The organism is Enterobacter cloacae complex sp. ECL72 (assembly GCF_019056635.1).
Lineage (GTDB): Bacteria > Pseudomonadota > Gammaproteobacteria > Enterobacterales > Enterobacteriaceae > Enterobacter > Enterobacter hormaechei_C.
In genome coordinates, this window is record NZ_CP077659.1 from 4,044,603 (window position 1) to 4,061,824 (window position 17,222).

Below are 17,222 nucleotides of genomic sequence, written 5' to 3' on the forward strand. Positions count from 1 at the left end.
GTGGCGGCTTCGCCTTACCCGGCCTGCAAATAGTTATCCCTTCTCTTTGGCTTTTGCCAGCATCGCGCGAATGTTTGCCACGTTTGCCTGCCCTTTGTGCATACGCTCTTCAGCGGTAATGACTTTACGCTCCTGCTCCCAGATAAGATCGTCCTGAGGCAACTCCAGCAGAAAACGGCTCGGCTCCGGGCGCACCAGCTCACCATACTGGCGGCGCTCTTTGCACAGCGTAAACGTCAGCTCTTTCTGCGCACGAGTGATCCCCACGTAGGCCAGACGGCGCTCTTCGTCGACGTTATCTTCATCAATGCTGCTCTGGTGCGGCAATAGGCCCTCTTCCATCCCCACCAGATAGACATAGGGGAACTCCAGCCCTTTCGAGGCATGTAACGTCATCAGCTGAACCTGATCGGCCTCTTCTTCGCTTTCGCCGCGCTCCATCATATCGCGCAGCGTGAAGCGGGTGACCACCTGCGTCAGGGTCATGGGCTCGTCAATCTCAGATCCTTCAAGCATTTCGGTCATCCAGCTGAAGAGCTGGTTAACGTTTTTCATCCGCATCTCGGCTGCTTTCGGGCTGGCAGAGGTTTCATACAACCAGGATTCGTAATCAATGCCGTGGATCAGATCGCGTACTGCCGCCACAGGCTCGCGCTCTGCCAGACGCTGCACCTCACCCAGCCAGTGGGTAAAGCGGGTTAAGGCGTCATAGCCGCGCCCGGTCAGGGTCTGGCTCAGCCCCATATCGAAGCTGGCGGTGAACAGGCTTTTGTTGCGGGTCATCGCCCATTCACCCAGTTTTTGCAGCGTCGCAGAGCCAATCTCGCGTTTCGGCGTGTTCACGATGCGCAGGAAAGCGCTGTCGTCATCCGGGTTGGTCAGCACGCGCAGATAGGCCAGCAGATCCTTGATTTCGGGACGCGAAAAGAACGACGTACCGCCGGAGATTTTGTAGGGAATGCGGTTCTGCATCAGCATCTTTTCAAAGACGCGCGACTGGTGGTTTCCGCGATAGAGGATCGCGTAATCCTTGTATTCAGTTTTGTTGACGAAGTGATGGGCAATCAGCTCGCCCGTTACGCGCTCCGCTTCGTGCTCTTCGTTGTTGGCGCTTAGCACTTTCAGCTCGGTGCCGTAACCCAGTTCGGAGAACAGGCGCTTCTCAAAGACGTGCGGGTTATTGGCAATCAGGATGTTCGCCGCCTTCAGGATACGCCCGGAAGAACGGTAGTTCTGCTCCAGTTTAATCACCTGCAACGTCGGGAAGTCTTTGCTTAGTAGCACCAGGTTTTGCGGACGCGCGCCACGCCATGAATAAATCGACTGATCGTCATCGCCTACGACGGTAAAGCGTGCACGCTGCCCTACCAGCAGCTTCACCAGCTCGTACTGGCTGGTGTTGGTATCCTGGTATTCATCCACCAGCAGGTAACGGATTTTGTTCTGCCAGCGCTCGCGTACCTCTTCATTCCGCTGAAGCAGCAGCGTCGGCAGCAGGATCAGATCGTCGAAATCCAGGACGTTACAGGCTTTCATATGCGCGTCGTACAGACCGTAGCAGTGGGCAAAGATGCGGTCGCGCTCGCCTTTGGCGCTTGCCGCTGCCTGGGCCGGCGTCATCAGATCGTTTTTCCAGTTCGAGATCGTCGAGATCAGCTGTTGCAACAGCACTTTGTCATCTTCGATCAGCCCTTCCGTCAGCTCTTTAAGCAGCGCCACCTGGTCGGTGTCATCGAAGAGAGAAAAGTTGGACTTCATGCCCAGCGCCGCGTATTCGCGCTTGATAATATCCAGACCCAGCGTGTGGAAGGTGGAGATCATCAGCCCGCGCGCCTCTTTACGGCCCAGCGTCTGGCCGACGCGCTCTTTCATCTCACGCGCCGCTTTGTTGGTAAAGGTGACCGCCGCGATATGGCGCGCCTGGTATCCACAACCCCGAATTAAGTGGGCGATTTTGTTGGTGATCACGCGTGTTTTACCGGATCCCGCTCCTGCCAGCACCAGGCAGGGTCCGGTGACGAATTCGACAGCATGTTGTTGTCCGGGGTTTAAACGCATAAATGGTCACTCAATGAAAGTCGGGAGAGGAGGAAAAACGCGTGGTAGTATACCGACCGTAAACTAGTCGACTCAAGGCACGATCATGGCAAAAACAGCAGCAGCACTGCATATCCTTGTTAAAGAAGAGAAACTGGCACAGGATCTGCTCGAACAGATTAAAAACGGCGCCGACTTCGGCAAACTGGCGAAGAAACACTCGATTTGCCCGTCAGGCAAACGCGGTGGTGACTTAGGCGAGTTCCGCCAGGGCCAGATGGTCCCGGCGTTTGATAAAGTGGTCTTCTCCTGCCCGGTGCTGGAGCCAACTGGCCCTCTGCACACACAATTCGGCTATCACATTATCAAAGTGTTATACCGCAACTAATCAAAAGCCCGGTGCATTGACTCACCGGGCTTTTTTATTTAGGTGTTCCGGCGTTCAGATACCGTCGCCGTATTCGAAGGTGTGATGAATACCGTTGAAGTGCTGATCCATATCCATCGACGGCTTATCGCTGTCTGGCTTACCGACGATGCGCGCCGGGACGCCAGCGGCGGTGGTGTGCGGCGGTACAGGCTGGAGCACAACCGACCCCGCGCCAATCTTCGCGCCGCGTCCGACTTCAATATTGCCGAGGATTTTAGCGCCCGCGCCAATCATCACCCCTTCACGAATTTTCGGATGGCGATCGCCGCTGGTTTTACCGGTACCGCCCAGCGTAACGGATTGCAGGATCGACACGTCATCTTCGATCACCGCCGTTTCACCAACAACAATGCCGGTGGCGTGATCGAGCATGATCCCGCGGCCAATTTTCGCCGCCGGGTGAATATCGACCTGGAAGGTCACGGAAACCTGGTTTTGCAGGAAGATGGCCAGCGCGCGGCGTCCCTCATTCCATAACCAGTGGCCGATGCGGTACGCCTGTAAGGCGTGGAAGCCTTTGAGATACAGCAGCGGCGTGGAGTATTTATCCACCGCCGGGTCTCGCGTGCGCACAGCCTGGATGTCGCAGGCGGCAGAAGCAATCATTTCCGGATCTGCGGCGTAGGCCTCTTCCACCACCTCGCGAATCGCAATAGCAGGCATGATAGGGGAAGCCAGTTTATTGGCGAGCATATAGCTCAGGGCGCTGCCGAGATTTTCGTGCTTGAGTAGCGTCGCGTGATAGAAACTGGCCAGCATGGGCTCACAGTCGGCCAAAGCTCGGGCTTCGGCTTTAATATTATTCCAGACGATATCCAGTTCTTCACACGGCATTGCTTGCTCCAGACGATAGTTAATGACCAGCCAGTTCTGCGCTGGCTGGGTCATTCAGGTGACGATACTTCCCGGCTAATTGCTGCTGCGCTCGTCCTTGCGCGCACGACCTAATAAGGTCAATGCTGCCTCGCGCGCATTTTTTCCGCAATACAATACCTGATAAATTTCCTCGGTTATTGGCATTTCGACACCGAAACGGTGCGCCAATTCGCGAACTTCTTTGGTATTGCGATAGCCTTCAACCACCTGACCAATCTTCTCCTGCGCGCTTTTTACATCGCTGCCCTGTCCGAGCATCATGCCAAAGCGGCGGTTACGCGACTGGTTATCGGTGCAGGTCAGCACCAGGTCGCCCAGCCCTGCCATTCCCATAAAGGTGGCCGGATCGGCACCCAGCGCTTCGCCCAGGCGGGACATTTCGGTCAGGCCACGGGTGATCAGCGCAGTACGCGCATTCGCGCCGAAACCGATGCCGTCAGACATCCCGGCCCCGATGGCAATGACGTTCTTCACCGCGCCGCCCAGCTGCACGCCGATAAAATCGGGATTGCTGTACACGCGGAAGCTTTTGCCGCAATGCAGCAGTTGCTGAAGATCGTCGGAAAATGCCTGGTCGGTGGACGCCAGCGAAATCGCCGTCGGCAAGCCCGCAGCCAGCTCTTTGGCAAACGTCGGCCCGGAGATCACCGCCAGCGGGATCGCTGTTCCCAGCGCTTCGCGGGCAACGTCCTGCAACAGACGTCCGGTTTCCGCTTCCAGCCCCTTCGTCGCCCATACAATACGCGCATCCGCACGCATCAGCGGCTTAATCTGACGCAGGACTTCGCCAAACACGTGGCTTGGCACCACAATCAAAATATTGCGGCTGGCCGCCAGCGCGGTCGCGAGGTCGCTTTCCAGATACAGAGAGTCAGGGAACGGAACGTCCGGGAGAAACGCCACGTTGCAGCGGTCGTGTTGCAACGTCGCGATATGTTTTGGATCGTGGCCCCACAGGACCACGTCGTGACCATTTCTTGCCAGCGTGATGGCAAGAGCGGTGCCGTAAGAGCCGGCACCGATCACAGTCATTGACGCATTAACAGTGCTCATCAGGCATCCTGATGTTGTTCGGCACCTTCGCCAGCCTGCTGCTGTAGATAGTTCATGAACAGCGCATCAAAGTTTACTGGCGCAAGGTTCAGTTGCGGGAATGTACCGCGAGAAACCAGGCTGGTGATGCATTCACGGGCATACGGGAACAGGATGTTCGGGCAGTATGCACCCAGGCAATGTGCCATCTGGTTGCCTTCGATGCCGCCGATGGAGAAGATACCGCCCTGCTGAACTTCGCACAGGAATGCAGTCTCTTCGCCCAGAGAGGCGGTCACGGTGACACGCAGTACGACTTCATACACATCATCCGCCAGCTGGGTGGATGCGGTATCCAGATCAAGTTTAACCTCTGGCTGCCAGTCTTTCTGGAAAACGTGCGGCGCATTTGGCGCTTCGAAAGAGACATCCTTGGTGTAGATGCGCTGGATCTGGAAAGTCATCTCGGTGTTATTTTGTTCTGACATGGAAAAACCCTTTTTAATTGTCCTAAAGTCTCTAGCTCAGCAGCGGATCGAGTCCACCACGGGCGTCGAGCGCATACAAGTCATCACAGCCGCCAATGTGCTGCGCATCAATAAAAATCTGTGGAACCGTTGTGCGACCACTGCGTTGGATCATCTCTTCGCGTTTAATCGCGTCACCATCGATCGGCAGTTCCTTGAACGTTACGCCTTTGCTGGACAGCAGCGCTTTCGCTCGGTGGCAGAACGGGCACGTTGCTTTGGTGTAGATCTCAATATTGGCCATCACTTAACTCCTTATTTACCGCGCACTAAAGGAAGATTCTCCCCGCTCCAGCCGGAGATGCCTTCTTTCAGCACCGTTACGTTTTCAAAGCCTGCTTTATGCAGTGCGTTGGCAGATTCCTGCGCCTGCATGCCAGTGCCGTCAACAACAATAATCGGCTGGGCTTTATGCTTCTCCAGCTCACCAATGTTGTTCGCTTTAATTTCCGCTGGCAGCAGGTTGATAGCACCTGCGATGTGGCCCTTGCGGAAATCGTCGCGCTGACGCAGATCGACAACCACGGCGTCCTCTTTGTTGATCAGACGTGTCGCTTCACCGCGGGTGATCACCTTAATTTTAGACGTCAGTCCCTTAAATGTGGTGAACAGTACAGCGACCAGCAGGCCAATCCACGCGATGCTCAGAACCGGGTGGCGGCTAACGAATTGCATAATTTCTTGCATGGGGGGTAACAACTCCCGACTAAGTGATTAAAAAAACCAGGACAGGAGTATACCTGTGCGCTGTGGCAAATACAGCCAGCGACATAAAGCTAATCTATTTTCTGCGGCATGCCACGTAAAAAAAGCCTCAAAATGGCCTGAGAACAGCATTGCCCCCGCGCTTTCTTTGATCTTCTGCGGCTATTTTATCGATTCAGCTGTAGTAAAATTACGCAAATTTTTTGTCTCTTGAGCATGAGGTTGTCGCAATGTCGGTTTCTAAAAAACCTATGGTACTGGTGATTCTGGATGGCTATGGCTACCGTGAAGATCAACAGGATAACGCCATTTTCAACGCCAAAACCCCGGTTATGGATGCGCTATGGGCAAAACGTCCCCACACCCTGATTGATGCGTCTGGCCTGGAAGTGGGTCTGCCGGATCGTCAGATGGGCAACTCTGAAGTGGGTCACGTTAACCTGGGTGCGGGCCGTATCGTTTACCAGGACCTGACGCGCCTGGACGTTGAAATCAAAGAACGTACATTCTTTGCCAACCCAACGCTCACCGGAGCGGTTGATAAAGCCGTTGCCGCAGGCAAGGCCGTTCACATTATGGGTCTGCTCTCTGCGGGCGGCGTTCACAGCCACGAAGATCACATCATGGCGATGGTAGAACTGGCCGCCGAGCGCGGTGCGGAAAAAATCTATCTGCACGCCTTCCTGGATGGTCGCGATACGCCGCCACGCAGCGCAAAAGGTTCTCTTAAAGCGTTTGAAGATAAATTTGCCGCACTGGGCAAAGGCCGCGTGGCGTCCATCGTTGGCCGTTACTATGCCATGGACCGCGACAACCGCTGGGACCGCGTTGAGCAAGCCTATGATCTGCTGACCCTGGCAAAAGGTGAGTTCCAGTTCCCGACCGCCGTTGAAGGCCTGGAAGCGGCTTACGCGCGTGATGAAAACGACGAATTTGTGAAGGCAACCGTGATCCGCGCTGAAGGCCAGGCCGATGCCGCCATGGAAGATGGCGATGCGCTGATCTTCATGAACTTCCGTGCTGACCGCGCGCGCGAAATCACCCGCGCCTTCGTCAACAGCGATTTCGACGGTTTCGCCCGTAAGAAAGTGGCGAAGATCGATTTCATCCAGTTGACCGAATATGCAGCGGATATCAAAGCGCCATGCGCGTATCCACCCGCTTCCCTGGAAAATACCTTCGGCGAGTGGATGGCGAAAAACGATAAAACGCAGCTGCGCATCTCCGAAACTGAGAAGTATGCGCACGTGACCTTCTTCTTTAACGGCGGCGTAGAAGAGCCGTTTGAAGGCGAAGACCGCATCCTGATTAACTCGCCGAAAGTCGCCACTTACGATCTCCAGCCAGAAATGAGCTCTGCGGAGCTGACCGAAAAACTGGTGGCCGCGATCGAAAGCGGTAAATACGACACCATCATCTGTAACTATCCGAATGGCGACATGGTGGGCCACACCGGCGTGATGGAAGCAGCCGTTAAAGCGGTTGAAGCGCTGGACCACTGCGTTGAGCAGGTTGCGAAGGCGGTTGAATCCGTAGGCGGCCAACTGCTGATCACCGCTGACCACGGTAACGCAGAACAGATGCGTGACCCGGCAACCGGTCAGGCGCATACCGCCCATACCAACCTGCCTGTTCCACTGATTTATGTGGGTGATAAATCAGTGAAAGCTGTGGAAGGCGGCAAGCTTTCCGACATCGCGCCAACCATGTTGTCGCTGATGGGTATGGAAATCCCTGAAGAGATGACTGGCAAGCCGCTGTTCATCGTGGAATAATCGCTCCCCATGAGGGGAAAGGCGATTTTTTCAATCACATGGGTCGTGAAGCCGCTTCGGTTATCAGTCAGACCTCTGCTTTGCGCCAGCGCACTCAGCGCTGGCGTATTGCTGTGCGCCGCATCCGCCCACGCGGATGACCGCGATCAGCTTAAATCCATTCAGGCCGATATCGCCGCCAAAGAGCGTGCGGTACGTCAGCAGCAACAGCAGCGCGCCACCCTGCTCGCCCAGCTTAAAAAGCAGGAAGAGGCCATTTCCACCGCCGCGCGTAAGCTGCGTGAAACACAAAACACCCTTGCCCAGCTCAATAAGCAAATCGATGAAATGAACGCGTCGATTGCGAAACTGGAGCGTCAGCGCGATGCCCAGGAGCGGAACCTTGCTGCACAGCTTGATGCTGCTTTCCGTCAGGGTGAGCACACAGGCCTTCAGCTGATCCTCAGCGGTGAAGAGAGCCAGCGTGGTCAGCGTTTACAGGCCTATTTCGGCTATCTAAACCAGGCGCGTCAGGAGACCATTGCGCAGCTGAAACAGACGCGCGAAGAAGTCACCACGCAAAAAGCCGAGCTGGAAGAGAAGCAGAGCCAGCAGCAAACGCTGCTCTACGATCAGCAGGCGCAGCAGGAGAAGCTTGAGCAGGCGCGCAATGAGCGTAAGAAGACGCTCGCCGGGCTGGAGTCCTCTATCCAGGCAGGACAAAGCCAGCTGAGCGAAATGCGCGCCAACGAATCCAGACTGCGTAACAGCATTGCCCGGGCAGAAGCCGCGGCCAAAGCGCGCGCCGAAAAAGAAGCGCGCGAAGCGCAGGCGGTGCGTAATAAGCAGCAGGAAGCCTCCCGGAAAGGCACCACCTACAAACCGACTGAAAATGAACGTTCCCTGATGTCGCGTACCGGCGGCCTCGGCTCCCCGCGTGGTCAGGCTTACTGGCCCGTTCGCGGTACGATCCTGCATCGCTATGGCGAACAGTTGCAGGGTGAGCTACGTTGGAAGGGGATCGTTATCGGTGCGTCTGAAGGTAGCGAAGTGAAAGCCATCGCCGATGGCCGCGTGATCCTGGCCGACTGGCTACAGGGTTATGGGCTCGTGGTGGTGGTTGAACACGGTAAAGGCGATATGAGTCTTTACGGCTACAACCAGAGCGCGCTGGTCAGCGTTGGCACCCAGGTGCGCGCGGGTCAACCCATTGCCCTTGTGGGCAGCAGTGGCGGTCAGGGCCGCCCGTCACTCTATTTCGAAATTCGTCGTCAGGGTCAGGCGGTCAATCCACAGCCGTGGTTGGGAAGATAGGTTTTGCTTCAATTTCGTCGAATTGTTGTTTCCGTAGTCAGCGCACTGGCGCTGGCTGCACCGGTTTATGCAGGCAAACTCGCGATTGTGATTGATGACTTCGGTTATCGACCACACTATGAAAATCAGGTGCTGGCGATGCCGCCAGCCATCTCTGTCGCCGTCCTGCCTAATGCGCCTCACGCGCATGAAATGGCGACCAAAGCGCACAATGGCGGCCATCAGGTCCTCATCCATCTGCCGATGGCCCCCCTCAGCAAGCAGCCGCTGGAAAAAGATACCCTGCGCCCGGACATGAGCAGCGACGAGATCGATCGCATCATCCGCGATGCGTACAATAAAGTGCCGTATGCCGTGGGTCTGAATAACCATATGGGCAGCGCGATGACCTCCAGCCTGTACGGTATGCTGAAAGTGATGCAGGCGCTGGAGCGTTACAATCTCTATTTCCTCGACAGCATGACCATCGGCAACAGCCAGGCGATGCGTGCCGCTCAGGGGACAGGTGTAAAAGTCATCAAGCGCAAAGTATTCCTGGACGACTCCCAGAACGAAGCGGATATCCGCGTGCAGTTCAACCGCGCGGTACAGCTGGCGCGCCGTAACGGTTCGGCGATTGCCATTGGGCATCCGCATCCGTCTACCGTTCGCGTTTTGCAGCAAATGTTGTCGGGATTACCCGCCGATATTACGCTGGTGCGTCCGAGCGATCTGCTCAATGAACCTCAGGTGGATACTTCTCGTCCGGGTAGCACGCAACCATCCGCAACGCAGCCGCGTAATCCATTCCGCGGCGTGAAGAACTGCACGCTGAAACAGCCGCCTGAACCGGTCTATGCAACCCGCTTCTTCTCGGTGATTGGCGAAAGCATCAGCAGCAGTACACTGGTTAAATACGTCCAGCAACAGTGGCAGGGTTGGGGAAAAAAAGCCTGATCGGCTAACGCCTATTCTGCCAGATAAGAGTCCGACTGCTCTTTTGCAACGGACTCTCTCTTTTCCCGATCCTGATACCAGGCCTTGAAATACTTCAAAAAACTGTACGCCGTGGCATAAAACCCTGTCACCACACCTACTTTGCCCTGACGCCAGGCACCGCTAAACAGATACCATTTGAAAAATGCGCCGATAGCGCTGATCGCGCCGCGACCAAGAGAGGGACGTATCGTCTGATATTGAACCAGGCGAGTGGTATATCCGTTTAATTTATTAAAAAGTTCATGCAGCGAATGAAACGTCTCATGTCTGACATAACCTGGAATACGTTCAGAACGGAGAAAACCTTCAACCTGATCGTCTACTGGCCGGTTATTAAATCGCGACTGCGTACGGTTAAAAAGACGCACCGGATAATCCGGTGATGAGACGGGATAAATCGTTCGGACATTTTCTCCCAAAACAAACCAGTGACGACATATCCGCCACGCCATATCCAGTTCGGGTTCATCGCCCATTTTTAATTCTAAAATAGCATCAACGGTTTCTTGATCGAGTATTTCGTCACTGTCCATGCACAGCACCCAGTCGTTATGCGCATGGGATACGGCATGGTTCATCTGCTCGCCGTGCCAGCTATATTTTTTGAATATGGGCGACAATCCATAACTCTGGCAAATATATATCGTCGAGTCTGTACTTCCGGAATCCACTATAACGAATTCATCTGCTATTTTTAAAAGAGGAGGAATAACATCGTGCAACGTTCTTTCGGAGTTAAACGTTAATAAGCAGACCGTTATTTTAAACATATTTTCACTCTCTCAATAACGACATAAAATTTTTCACTCATACTATCGAATTGAGAAGAGGCGATTAAAGTCTTAAATCGCACTTTTAAAATAAGCGCGTTTAAAATGTTTTCTTGTAAAAAGACAAAGAAATACAAAAAATCTATTTTATTTCAGTAAATTCTTTATAATGCGGTCAGATGAAGGGTAGCATACGGATTCAGACATGCCGCAAAAACGTAAAATCCTCCTCCTGGACACGGGCAAAGAATGGGGGGGAGGTACCAACAGTATGCTTGAGCTTCTGAAGCGAATCAACCGCGACAAATTCGACATTACTTGTTGTTTTTACAGTGATTATAGTCGTGCTGAAGGTCAAACGATTGGCCAAGTGCTCAATAGCATTGGGATCCCGCTACTCGTTATCCCTCAACGTAAGCAACCGGCATGGGCAAAACTACTGAAAGAAGCGGGACGTGGTCTGCTGTTTTTCTCGCGTTCAGCGCGCAAAGCATTTACGCGGCATATCGATACCCTGTGGCGCATTCGCCCCAACGTCAGCAAGATCGAGACCATTTTCAGGGAAGGTGGATTCGATACGCTGTATATGAACAACCAGCCAGGCTCTAACGAAGAAGGGTATCTGGCGGGCGCAAACCTGCATGCGCGGATAATCCAGCACTGCCGGATTGAACCGGTGCTGACCCCGCCGCTGGTGAAGCTGGTCAATGCCCATGCCACAAAAATCATCGCCGTCTCGCACGGCGTTGAACGCGTGTTGCTTCAGCATGGCGTCCGGCCAGCGCTGTGTACCACGGTCAACAATGCTATCGACATCCACCAGCCTTTGCCCGACCGACGCGCGATGCGCCAGCGTCTGAACATTGATGACGACACGTTTGTGTTCGGCAGCATTGGCTCGCTAATCCCTCGCAAAGCCAACCACCATACGCTGGAGGCGCTGGCACAGTTCAGCCAGAGGCACCCGCAGGCAAAATGGAAGATGGTGCTGGTCGGTGAAGGGGCGGAGCGCGGCGCACTGGCGGCACAGGCTGACGCGCTGGGTATTGCTGAGCACGTCATTTTTACCGGTTTCCAGAACACGCCTTTTGACTATCTCGCCACCTTTGACGCATTTATTCTGGCCTCGAAGAGCGAAGGCCTGCCGCGCGTCGTGCTGGAGGCAATGCTGCTGAATATTCCCGTGATTGGTTCAAAGGTGACCGGCACGGCAGAATTGATCGATCATGAGTCGACCGGCCTGCTGTTTCCCTGGAGCGACGTGTCGCAACTTGCTCAACATCTGGATAATATCTGGCAGGATCCTGCTCTGCGCGCCCGGCTCGCCGCTGCCGCACACCAGAATGTCTGCAACATGTATGCCATTGAAAGCTATGTTAACGGTGTCGAGGCCGTTCTTGGCGCGCAATAACCAAACGAGAAGAACATGTTTAAATTCCTGAATGCTCGCTACCGCCACATTACCGGGCGTCATAACATTCCTTACGCTTCCCTTCCGGTCACGCGCGATCTCGTTGCGGTGGATTCCATTGTGATCCCGTGTACGGGCGCGGATTTCGTCGAAGAGGCGTTATTGTCAGCGACCTTTGCAGAGCGTTATGCCACCGACGTCAGCGAGATTGTTATCGTCAGCGATCAGCCTGAATCCGCTTTCGGCGAGCTGCCGCCAAAAACCCGCGTTGTTACCCTCACGCTTCCAAAACGTGAAGAAGGTTACCGCTATAAGCAGATCTACCTCAGTCGTCTGGTGAAGCTTAACGCTCCGTTGCAGGCGCGCGGTGAAGGTGTGCTGATGATCGACTCCGATCTCAACCTGCTTAAAATGCCAGAGATCAACATGGCGGATATGCACATCTACTCCAGCTTCCGTCAGGGCAAAATGATTGCCAAGCTGGACGGCGCGCCAGCGGAGAAAGTGCCGGCATATTACAAAGAAACGGTGCGTCCGTATCTGGTCGATCACGTTAACGGCGCGTTTCTTGCCGCCACCAAAAAGACCTGGCGCCGTATCTGCCCGCTGTGGCTGACGCTGTTCCAGGATACCTGGGAGCTGATGGACGACACGCAGCCGCCGACCGATCAGCTGCCGCTCGCTGCGCTGCTGGACATGCTGGATGTAAAAACGGTTAACCTCGGTGACTGGATGAACTGGCCGGTCTCCAAGAAGATCGGCGGTCAGGAAGCCGTTGTGCCGAAAGAGGTGATTGGCGCGCACGGTGGTTTCCCGCTTTCCGAATGGCAGAAGTATCTGGAATCGCCGGATAACAGGCTGCTGTTCAAAGGCCAGGATTACACCCGCAAGGTGCGTTACCTGACGGACGAAGAGAAAAAGAATCAGTAAAAAAAGGGGCCGCTGGCCCCTTTTTAATTACTTATCCCAGCTCAGGATCACTTTCCCTGACTGGCCGGACCGCATTGCGTCAAAGCCCTGCTGGAACTCATCGATGGAGAAACGGTGAGTGATAATCGGGGACAGATCCAGACCGGACTGGATCAGCGCGGCCATCTTGTACCAGGTTTCGAACATCTCACGGCCATAGATGCCCTTAATGAACAGCCCCTTGAAGATGACTTTGTTCCAGTCAATGGACATATCTGACGGTGGAATACCCAGCATCGCGATACGGCCACCGTGGTTCATGGTGTCGAGCATGGTGCGGAACGCCGGTGGCGCGCCGGACATCTCCAGACCCACGTCAAAGCCTTCGGTCATGCCCAGCTCTTCCATCACATCGGTCAGGCTCTCTTTCGAGACATCCACCGCGCGGGTGACGCCCATTTTGCGCGCCAACGACAGGCGGTATTCGTTCACGTCGGTGATCACCACGTTGCGCGCACCCACATGCTTCGCCACGGCTGCCGCCATAATGCCGATGGGGCCCGCGCCGGAAACCAGCACGTCTTCACCCACCAGGTCGAAGGAGAGCGCCGTGTGTACCGCGTTGCCGAACGGGTCGAAAATGGAGGCCAGATCGTCAGAGATATTGTCCGGGATTTTGAAGGCGTTAAACGCCGGGATCACCAGATATTCCGCGAAACAGCCCGGACGGTTCACGCCCACGCCGACGGTGTTGCGGCACAGGTGGGTACGCCCACCGCGACAGTTACGGCAGTGACCGCAGGTAATGTGGCCTTCACCGGAGACGCGATCGCCAATGTTGAAGCCTTTTACTTCCTGGCCGATACCCACCACTTCGCCGACATATTCGTGACCGACAACCATCGGTACCGGAATGGTTTTCTGTGACCACTGGTCCCAGTTGTAGATGTGAACGTCAGTACCGCAGATGGCGGTTTTACGAATTTTGATCAGCAGATCGTTATGACCGACTTCCGGCTCCGGCACGTCGGTCATCCAAATCCCTTCTTCCGCTTTCAGTTTGGATAACGCTTTCATCATACGTCCTCAGGCAATGACGCCCAGCTGTTTGCCGATGCGGGTAAAGGCTTCCACCGCACGTTCAATTTGTTCAGGCGAGTGCGCCGCAGACATCTGGGTGCGGATACGCGCCTGACCTTTTGGTACCACCGGGAAGAAGAACCCGGTCACGTAAATCCCTTCTTTCTGAAGCTCACGAGCAAATTTCTGCGCGACAACCGCGTCGCCCAGCATCACCGGAATGATCGCGTGATCGGCACCGGCCAGGGTGAATCCTGCGGCACTCATTTTTTCACGGAACAGGCGGGCGTTAGCCCACAGGCGGTCGCGCAGCTCAGCCCCGGATTCCACCATCTCCAGCACTTTAATGGAGGCAGCCACAATCGCCGGCGCCAGGGAGTTGGAGAACAAATACGGGCGGGAGCGCTGGCGCAGCCACTCGACCACCTCTTTACGCGCGGCAGTGTAGCCGCCAGACGCGCCGCCGAGCGCTTTGCCCAGCGTACCGGTGATGATATCCACGCGGCCCATTACGTCGCAGTATTCGTGGGAGCCACGACCGTTTTCGCCGACAAAACCGACCGCGTGAGAGTCATCCACCATCACCAGCGCGTCGTATTTATCCGCCAGATCGCACACGCCCTTCAGGTTGGCGATCACACCGTCCATGGAGAACACGCCGTCGGTGGCGATCAGGACGTGGCGAGCCCCTGCTTCACGGGCCTCTTTCAGGCGCGCTTCCAGCTCCACCATGTCGTTGTTGGCGTAGCGGAAACGCTTCGCTTTGCACAGGCGTACGCCGTCGATGATGGAGGCGTGGTTCAGGGCGTCGGAGATAATCGCGTCTTCTGCGCCGAGCAGGGTCTCAAACAGACCGCCGTTGGCGTCGAAGCAGGAGGAGTACAGAATCGCGTCTTCCATTCCGAGGAAGTTCGCCAGCTTTTGCTCAAGCTGCTTGTGGCTGTCCTGCGTACCGCAGATAAAGCGAACGGAGGCCATACCGAAACCGTGGGTGTCCATGCCGTTTTTCGCCGCGGCAATTAGCTCAGGGTGATTCGCAAGACCTAAGTAGTTGTTCGCGCAAAAGTTGATCACATGGCTGCCGTCGGCAACGGTGATGTCCGCCTGCTGGGCAGACGTGATAATACGCTCTTCTTTGAACAACCCTTCCGCACGTGCGGTGTCGAGGTCGCTGTTTAACTGTTTGTAAAAATCACCACGCATTGCAATTCTCCAGACTCGGCAAATTTTGGCACATATTACCCAAACCAATAGTTCATGACGAGATGACGCAGTATCTCTTCTCGTTTTTGCAGCATAAATCACGCGTACCCCTGCTGCATATCGGTGAATGGCTGAAGCCTGAGCATTGTGATGATATGATAAAGAGATTAGCGTTCGGGATATTCCCCGACTCATACTTCAAAGGTTACAGTTATGATCATCGTTACTGGCGGCGCGGGCTTTATCGGCAGCAATATTGTTAAGGCCCTCAATGACAAAGGCATCACCGACATTCTGGTGGTGGACAACCTGAAAGACGGCACCAAGTTCGTGAACCTGGTGGATCTGAACATCGCTGACTACATGGATAAAGAAGACTTCCTTATCCAGATTATGGCGGGTGAAGAGTTCGGCGAGATCGAAGCCATCTTCCACGAAGGTGCTTGCTCCTCCACCACCGAGTGGGACGGCAAGTACATGATGGATAACAACTATCAGTACTCCAAAGAGCTCCTGCACTACTGCCTGGAGCGTGAAATTCCGTTCCTGTACGCCTCTTCCGCGGCAACTTACGGTGGGCGCACTTCAGATTTCATCGAATCCCGCGAATATGAGCAGCCGCTGAACGTTTACGGTTACTCCAAATTCCTGTTTGATGAGTACGTACGTCAGATCCTGCCAGAAGCGAACTCGCAGATTGTCGGCTTCCGCTACTTCAACGTCTACGGGCCGCGCGAAGGCCACAAAGGCAGCATGGCGAGCGTGGCGTTCCACCTGAACACCCAATTAAATAACGGCGAAAGCCCGAAACTGTTCGAAGGCAGCGACGGCTTCAAGCGTGACTTCGTCTACGTGGGCGATGTGGCGGCAGTAAACCTGTGGTTCCTGGAAAATGGCGTGTCCGGCATTTTCAACCTGGGCACCGGCCGCGCGGAATCCTTCCAGGCGGTGGCAGACGCGACGCTGGCGTACCATAAGAAAGGCAGCATCGAGTACATTCCGTTCCCGGATAAGCTGAAAGGCCGCTACCAGGCATTCACCCAGGCGGACCTGACTAACCTGCGCGCCGCAGGCTACGACAAGCCGTTCAAGACCGTTGCCGAAGGCGTAACGGAATATATGGCCTGGCTGAACCGCGACGCATAAGCATGAAAATTCTGGTGATCGGCCCGTCATGGGTGGGCGACATGATGATGTCGCAAAGTCTCTATCGCACGCTCAAGGCGCGTTATCCCCAGGCGATAATCGACGTGATGGCACCCGCATGGTGCCGTCCGCTGTTATCGCGTATGCCGGAAGTGAACGAGGCGATCCCGATGCCGCTCGGACACGGCGCGCTGGAAATCGGTGAACGCCGCAAACTCGGCCACAGCCTGCGCGAGAAACGCTATGACCGCGCGTACGTGCTGCCTAACTCCTTCAAATCCGCCCTTGTGCCCTTCTTTGCGGGCATCCCGCACCGTACCGGCTGGCGCGGTGAAATGCGCTACGGCCTGCTGAACGACGCCCGGGTGCTGGATAAAGAGGCCTGGCCGCTGATGGTGGAGCGCTACGTGGCGCTGGCCTACGACAAAGGCGTGATGCGCAGCGCGAAAGATCTGCCGCAGCCGCTGCTGTGGCCGCAGCTCCAGGTAAGCGATGGGGAGAAATCCCACACCTGCAACGCATTTGGCATTTCGTCCGAACGCCCGATGATTGGGTTCTGCCCTGGCGCAGAATTCGGTCCGGCAAAACGCTGGCCGCACTATCACTATGCAGAGCTGGCGAAACAGCTTATCGATGAAGGCTATCAGATTGTGCTGTTTGGCTCGGCGAAAGACCATGAGGCGGGCAATGAAATTCTCGCCACGCTGAGCACCGAGCAACAGGCATGGTGCCGAAACCTGGCCGGGGAAACGCAGCTCGAGCAGGCGGTTATCCTGATTGCTGCCTGTAAGGCCGTGGTCAGTAACGACTCTGGCCTGATGCACGTCGCCGCCGCGCTGGACCGCCCGCTGGTCGCGCTGTATGGCCCAAGCAGCCCGGACTTCACGCCGCCGCTGTCGCACAAGGCGCGCGTGATCCGTTTGATCACCGGCTACCACAAGGTGCGCAAAGGCGATGCCGCAGAAGGTTACCATCAGAGCCTGATCGACATTACCCCGCAGCGTGTTCTCGAAGAACTCAACGCACTGCTGTTGAGCGAAGAAGGATAAC

17 protein-coding genes are annotated in these 17,222 nt (G+C 55.4%); 8 read left to right on the top strand and 9 right to left on the bottom strand.

Going from position 1 to position 17,222, the window contains the following annotated elements; all coding sequences use genetic code 11:
* Positions 1–33 precede the first annotated feature (33 nt).
* Positions 34–2,058: a DNA helicase Rep gene (gene rep / locus KTH07_RS19515; protein WP_032620671.1), complete on the bottom strand. Its 2,025-nt coding sequence runs from the start codon at positions 2,056–2,058 to the stop codon at positions 34–36.
* An 85-nt stretch (positions 2,059–2,143) separates the two neighbouring features.
* Here rep and ppiC point away from each other — a divergent pair, with 85 nt between their 5' ends.
* Positions 2,144–2,425: a peptidylprolyl isomerase PpiC gene (gene ppiC / locus KTH07_RS19520; RefSeq protein WP_006812396.1), complete on the top strand. Its 282-nt coding sequence runs from the start codon at positions 2,144–2,146 to the stop codon at positions 2,423–2,425.
* A 54-nt stretch (positions 2,426–2,479) separates the two neighbouring features.
* Here ppiC and cysE read toward each other — a convergent pair whose 3' ends face one another.
* From cysE to KTH07_RS19545, 5 genes are all read right to left on the bottom strand, one after another.
* Positions 2,480–3,301 (bottom strand): serine O-acetyltransferase, encoded by an 822-nt coding sequence (cysE, locus tag KTH07_RS19525; protein ID WP_022646641.1) that lies wholly within the window; start codon positions 3,299–3,301, stop codon positions 2,480–2,482.
* 75 nt (positions 3,302–3,376) lie between these two features.
* Positions 3,377–4,396: an NAD(P)H-dependent glycerol-3-phosphate dehydrogenase gene (gene gpsA / locus KTH07_RS19530; RefSeq protein ID WP_006812398.1), complete on the bottom strand. Its 1,020-nt coding sequence runs from the start codon at positions 4,394–4,396 to the stop codon at positions 3,377–3,379.
* Positions 4,396–4,863 carry a protein-export chaperone SecB gene (secB, locus tag KTH07_RS19535; protein ID WP_003860835.1) on the bottom strand — a complete coding sequence of 156 codons (468 nt, stop codon included), beginning with the start codon at positions 4,861–4,863 and terminating at the stop codon, positions 4,396–4,398. Before secB ends, gpsA begins: the two co-directional genes overlap by 1 nt.
* 31 nt (positions 4,864–4,894) lie before the next feature.
* The gene (gene grxC, locus KTH07_RS19540) at positions 4,895–5,146 is read right to left on the bottom strand and encodes a glutaredoxin 3 (protein ID WP_003860837.1); all 252 of its coding nucleotides are present in this window, start codon (positions 5,144–5,146) and stop codon (positions 4,895–4,897) included.
* A gap of 11 nt (positions 5,147–5,157) precedes the next feature.
* Positions 5,158–5,589: a rhodanese-like domain-containing protein gene (locus tag KTH07_RS19545; RefSeq protein WP_003860840.1), complete on the bottom strand. Its 432-nt coding sequence runs from the start codon at positions 5,587–5,589 to the stop codon at positions 5,158–5,160.
* A gap of 248 nt (positions 5,590–5,837) precedes the next feature.
* Between KTH07_RS19545 and gpmM the strand changes: the two genes are divergently transcribed.
* From gpmM to KTH07_RS19560, 3 genes are read left to right on the top strand one after another with little or no spacing between them, the layout of a single operon-like run.
* Positions 5,838–7,382 carry a 2,3-bisphosphoglycerate-independent phosphoglycerate mutase gene (gene gpmM, locus KTH07_RS19550; protein ID WP_023302893.1) on the top strand — a complete coding sequence of 515 codons (1,545 nt, stop codon included), beginning with the start codon at positions 5,838–5,840 and terminating at the stop codon, positions 7,380–7,382.
* Between the two features lie 33 nt (positions 7,383–7,415).
* Positions 7,416–8,675: a murein hydrolase activator EnvC gene (gene envC, locus KTH07_RS19555; RefSeq protein ID WP_230199842.1), complete on the top strand. Its 1,260-nt coding sequence runs from the start codon at positions 7,416–7,418 to the stop codon at positions 8,673–8,675.
* 3 nt (positions 8,676–8,678) lie between these two features.
* Positions 8,679–9,611, top strand: coding sequence for a divergent polysaccharide deacetylase family protein (locus KTH07_RS19560; RefSeq protein ID WP_032620676.1), 933 nt, complete (start codon positions 8,679–8,681; stop codon positions 9,609–9,611).
* Between the two features lie 11 nt (positions 9,612–9,622).
* Here the strand turns inward: KTH07_RS19560 and KTH07_RS19565 are convergent, their stop codons facing one another.
* Positions 9,623–10,423, bottom strand: coding sequence for a glycosyltransferase family 2 protein (locus KTH07_RS19565; protein WP_023302891.1), 801 nt, complete (start codon positions 10,421–10,423; stop codon positions 9,623–9,625).
* A gap of 205 nt (positions 10,424–10,628) precedes the next feature.
* Here KTH07_RS19565 and KTH07_RS19570 point away from each other — a divergent pair, with 205 nt between their 5' ends.
* Both KTH07_RS19570 and KTH07_RS19575 read left to right on the top strand, forming a co-directional pair.
* Positions 10,629–11,834, top strand: coding sequence for a glycosyltransferase (locus KTH07_RS19570; protein ID WP_017693957.1), 1,206 nt, complete (start codon positions 10,629–10,631; stop codon positions 11,832–11,834).
* A gap of 15 nt (positions 11,835–11,849) precedes the next feature.
* On the top strand, positions 11,850–12,764 hold the full coding sequence (locus KTH07_RS19575) for a hypothetical protein (RefSeq protein ID WP_023302890.1): 915 nt from the start codon (positions 11,850–11,852) through the stop codon (positions 12,762–12,764).
* A gap of 27 nt (positions 12,765–12,791) precedes the next feature.
* On the opposite strand, the gene tdh is transcribed toward KTH07_RS19575, so the two are convergent.
* Positions 12,792–13,820, bottom strand: a complete 1,029-nt coding sequence (gene tdh / locus KTH07_RS19580) for an L-threonine 3-dehydrogenase (RefSeq protein WP_017383610.1) — start codon at positions 13,818–13,820, stop codon at positions 12,792–12,794.
* 9 nt (positions 13,821–13,829) lie between these two features.
* Positions 13,830–15,026: a glycine C-acetyltransferase gene (kbl, locus tag KTH07_RS19585; protein ID WP_015570030.1), complete on the bottom strand. Its 1,197-nt coding sequence runs from the start codon at positions 15,024–15,026 to the stop codon at positions 13,830–13,832.
* A 213-nt stretch (positions 15,027–15,239) separates the two neighbouring features.
* On the opposite strand from kbl, the gene rfaD reads away from it, so the two are divergent.
* Positions 15,240–16,172, top strand: a complete 933-nt coding sequence (gene rfaD, locus KTH07_RS19590) for an ADP-glyceromanno-heptose 6-epimerase (protein ID WP_003860858.1) — start codon at positions 15,240–15,242, stop codon at positions 16,170–16,172.
* A gap of 2 nt (positions 16,173–16,174) precedes the next feature.
* Complete coding sequence (gene rfaF, locus KTH07_RS19595; protein WP_015570031.1) at positions 16,175–17,221, top strand: ADP-heptose--LPS heptosyltransferase RfaF; 1,047 nt, start codon at positions 16,175–16,177, stop codon at positions 17,219–17,221.
* Position 17,222: the final 1 nt, after the last annotated feature.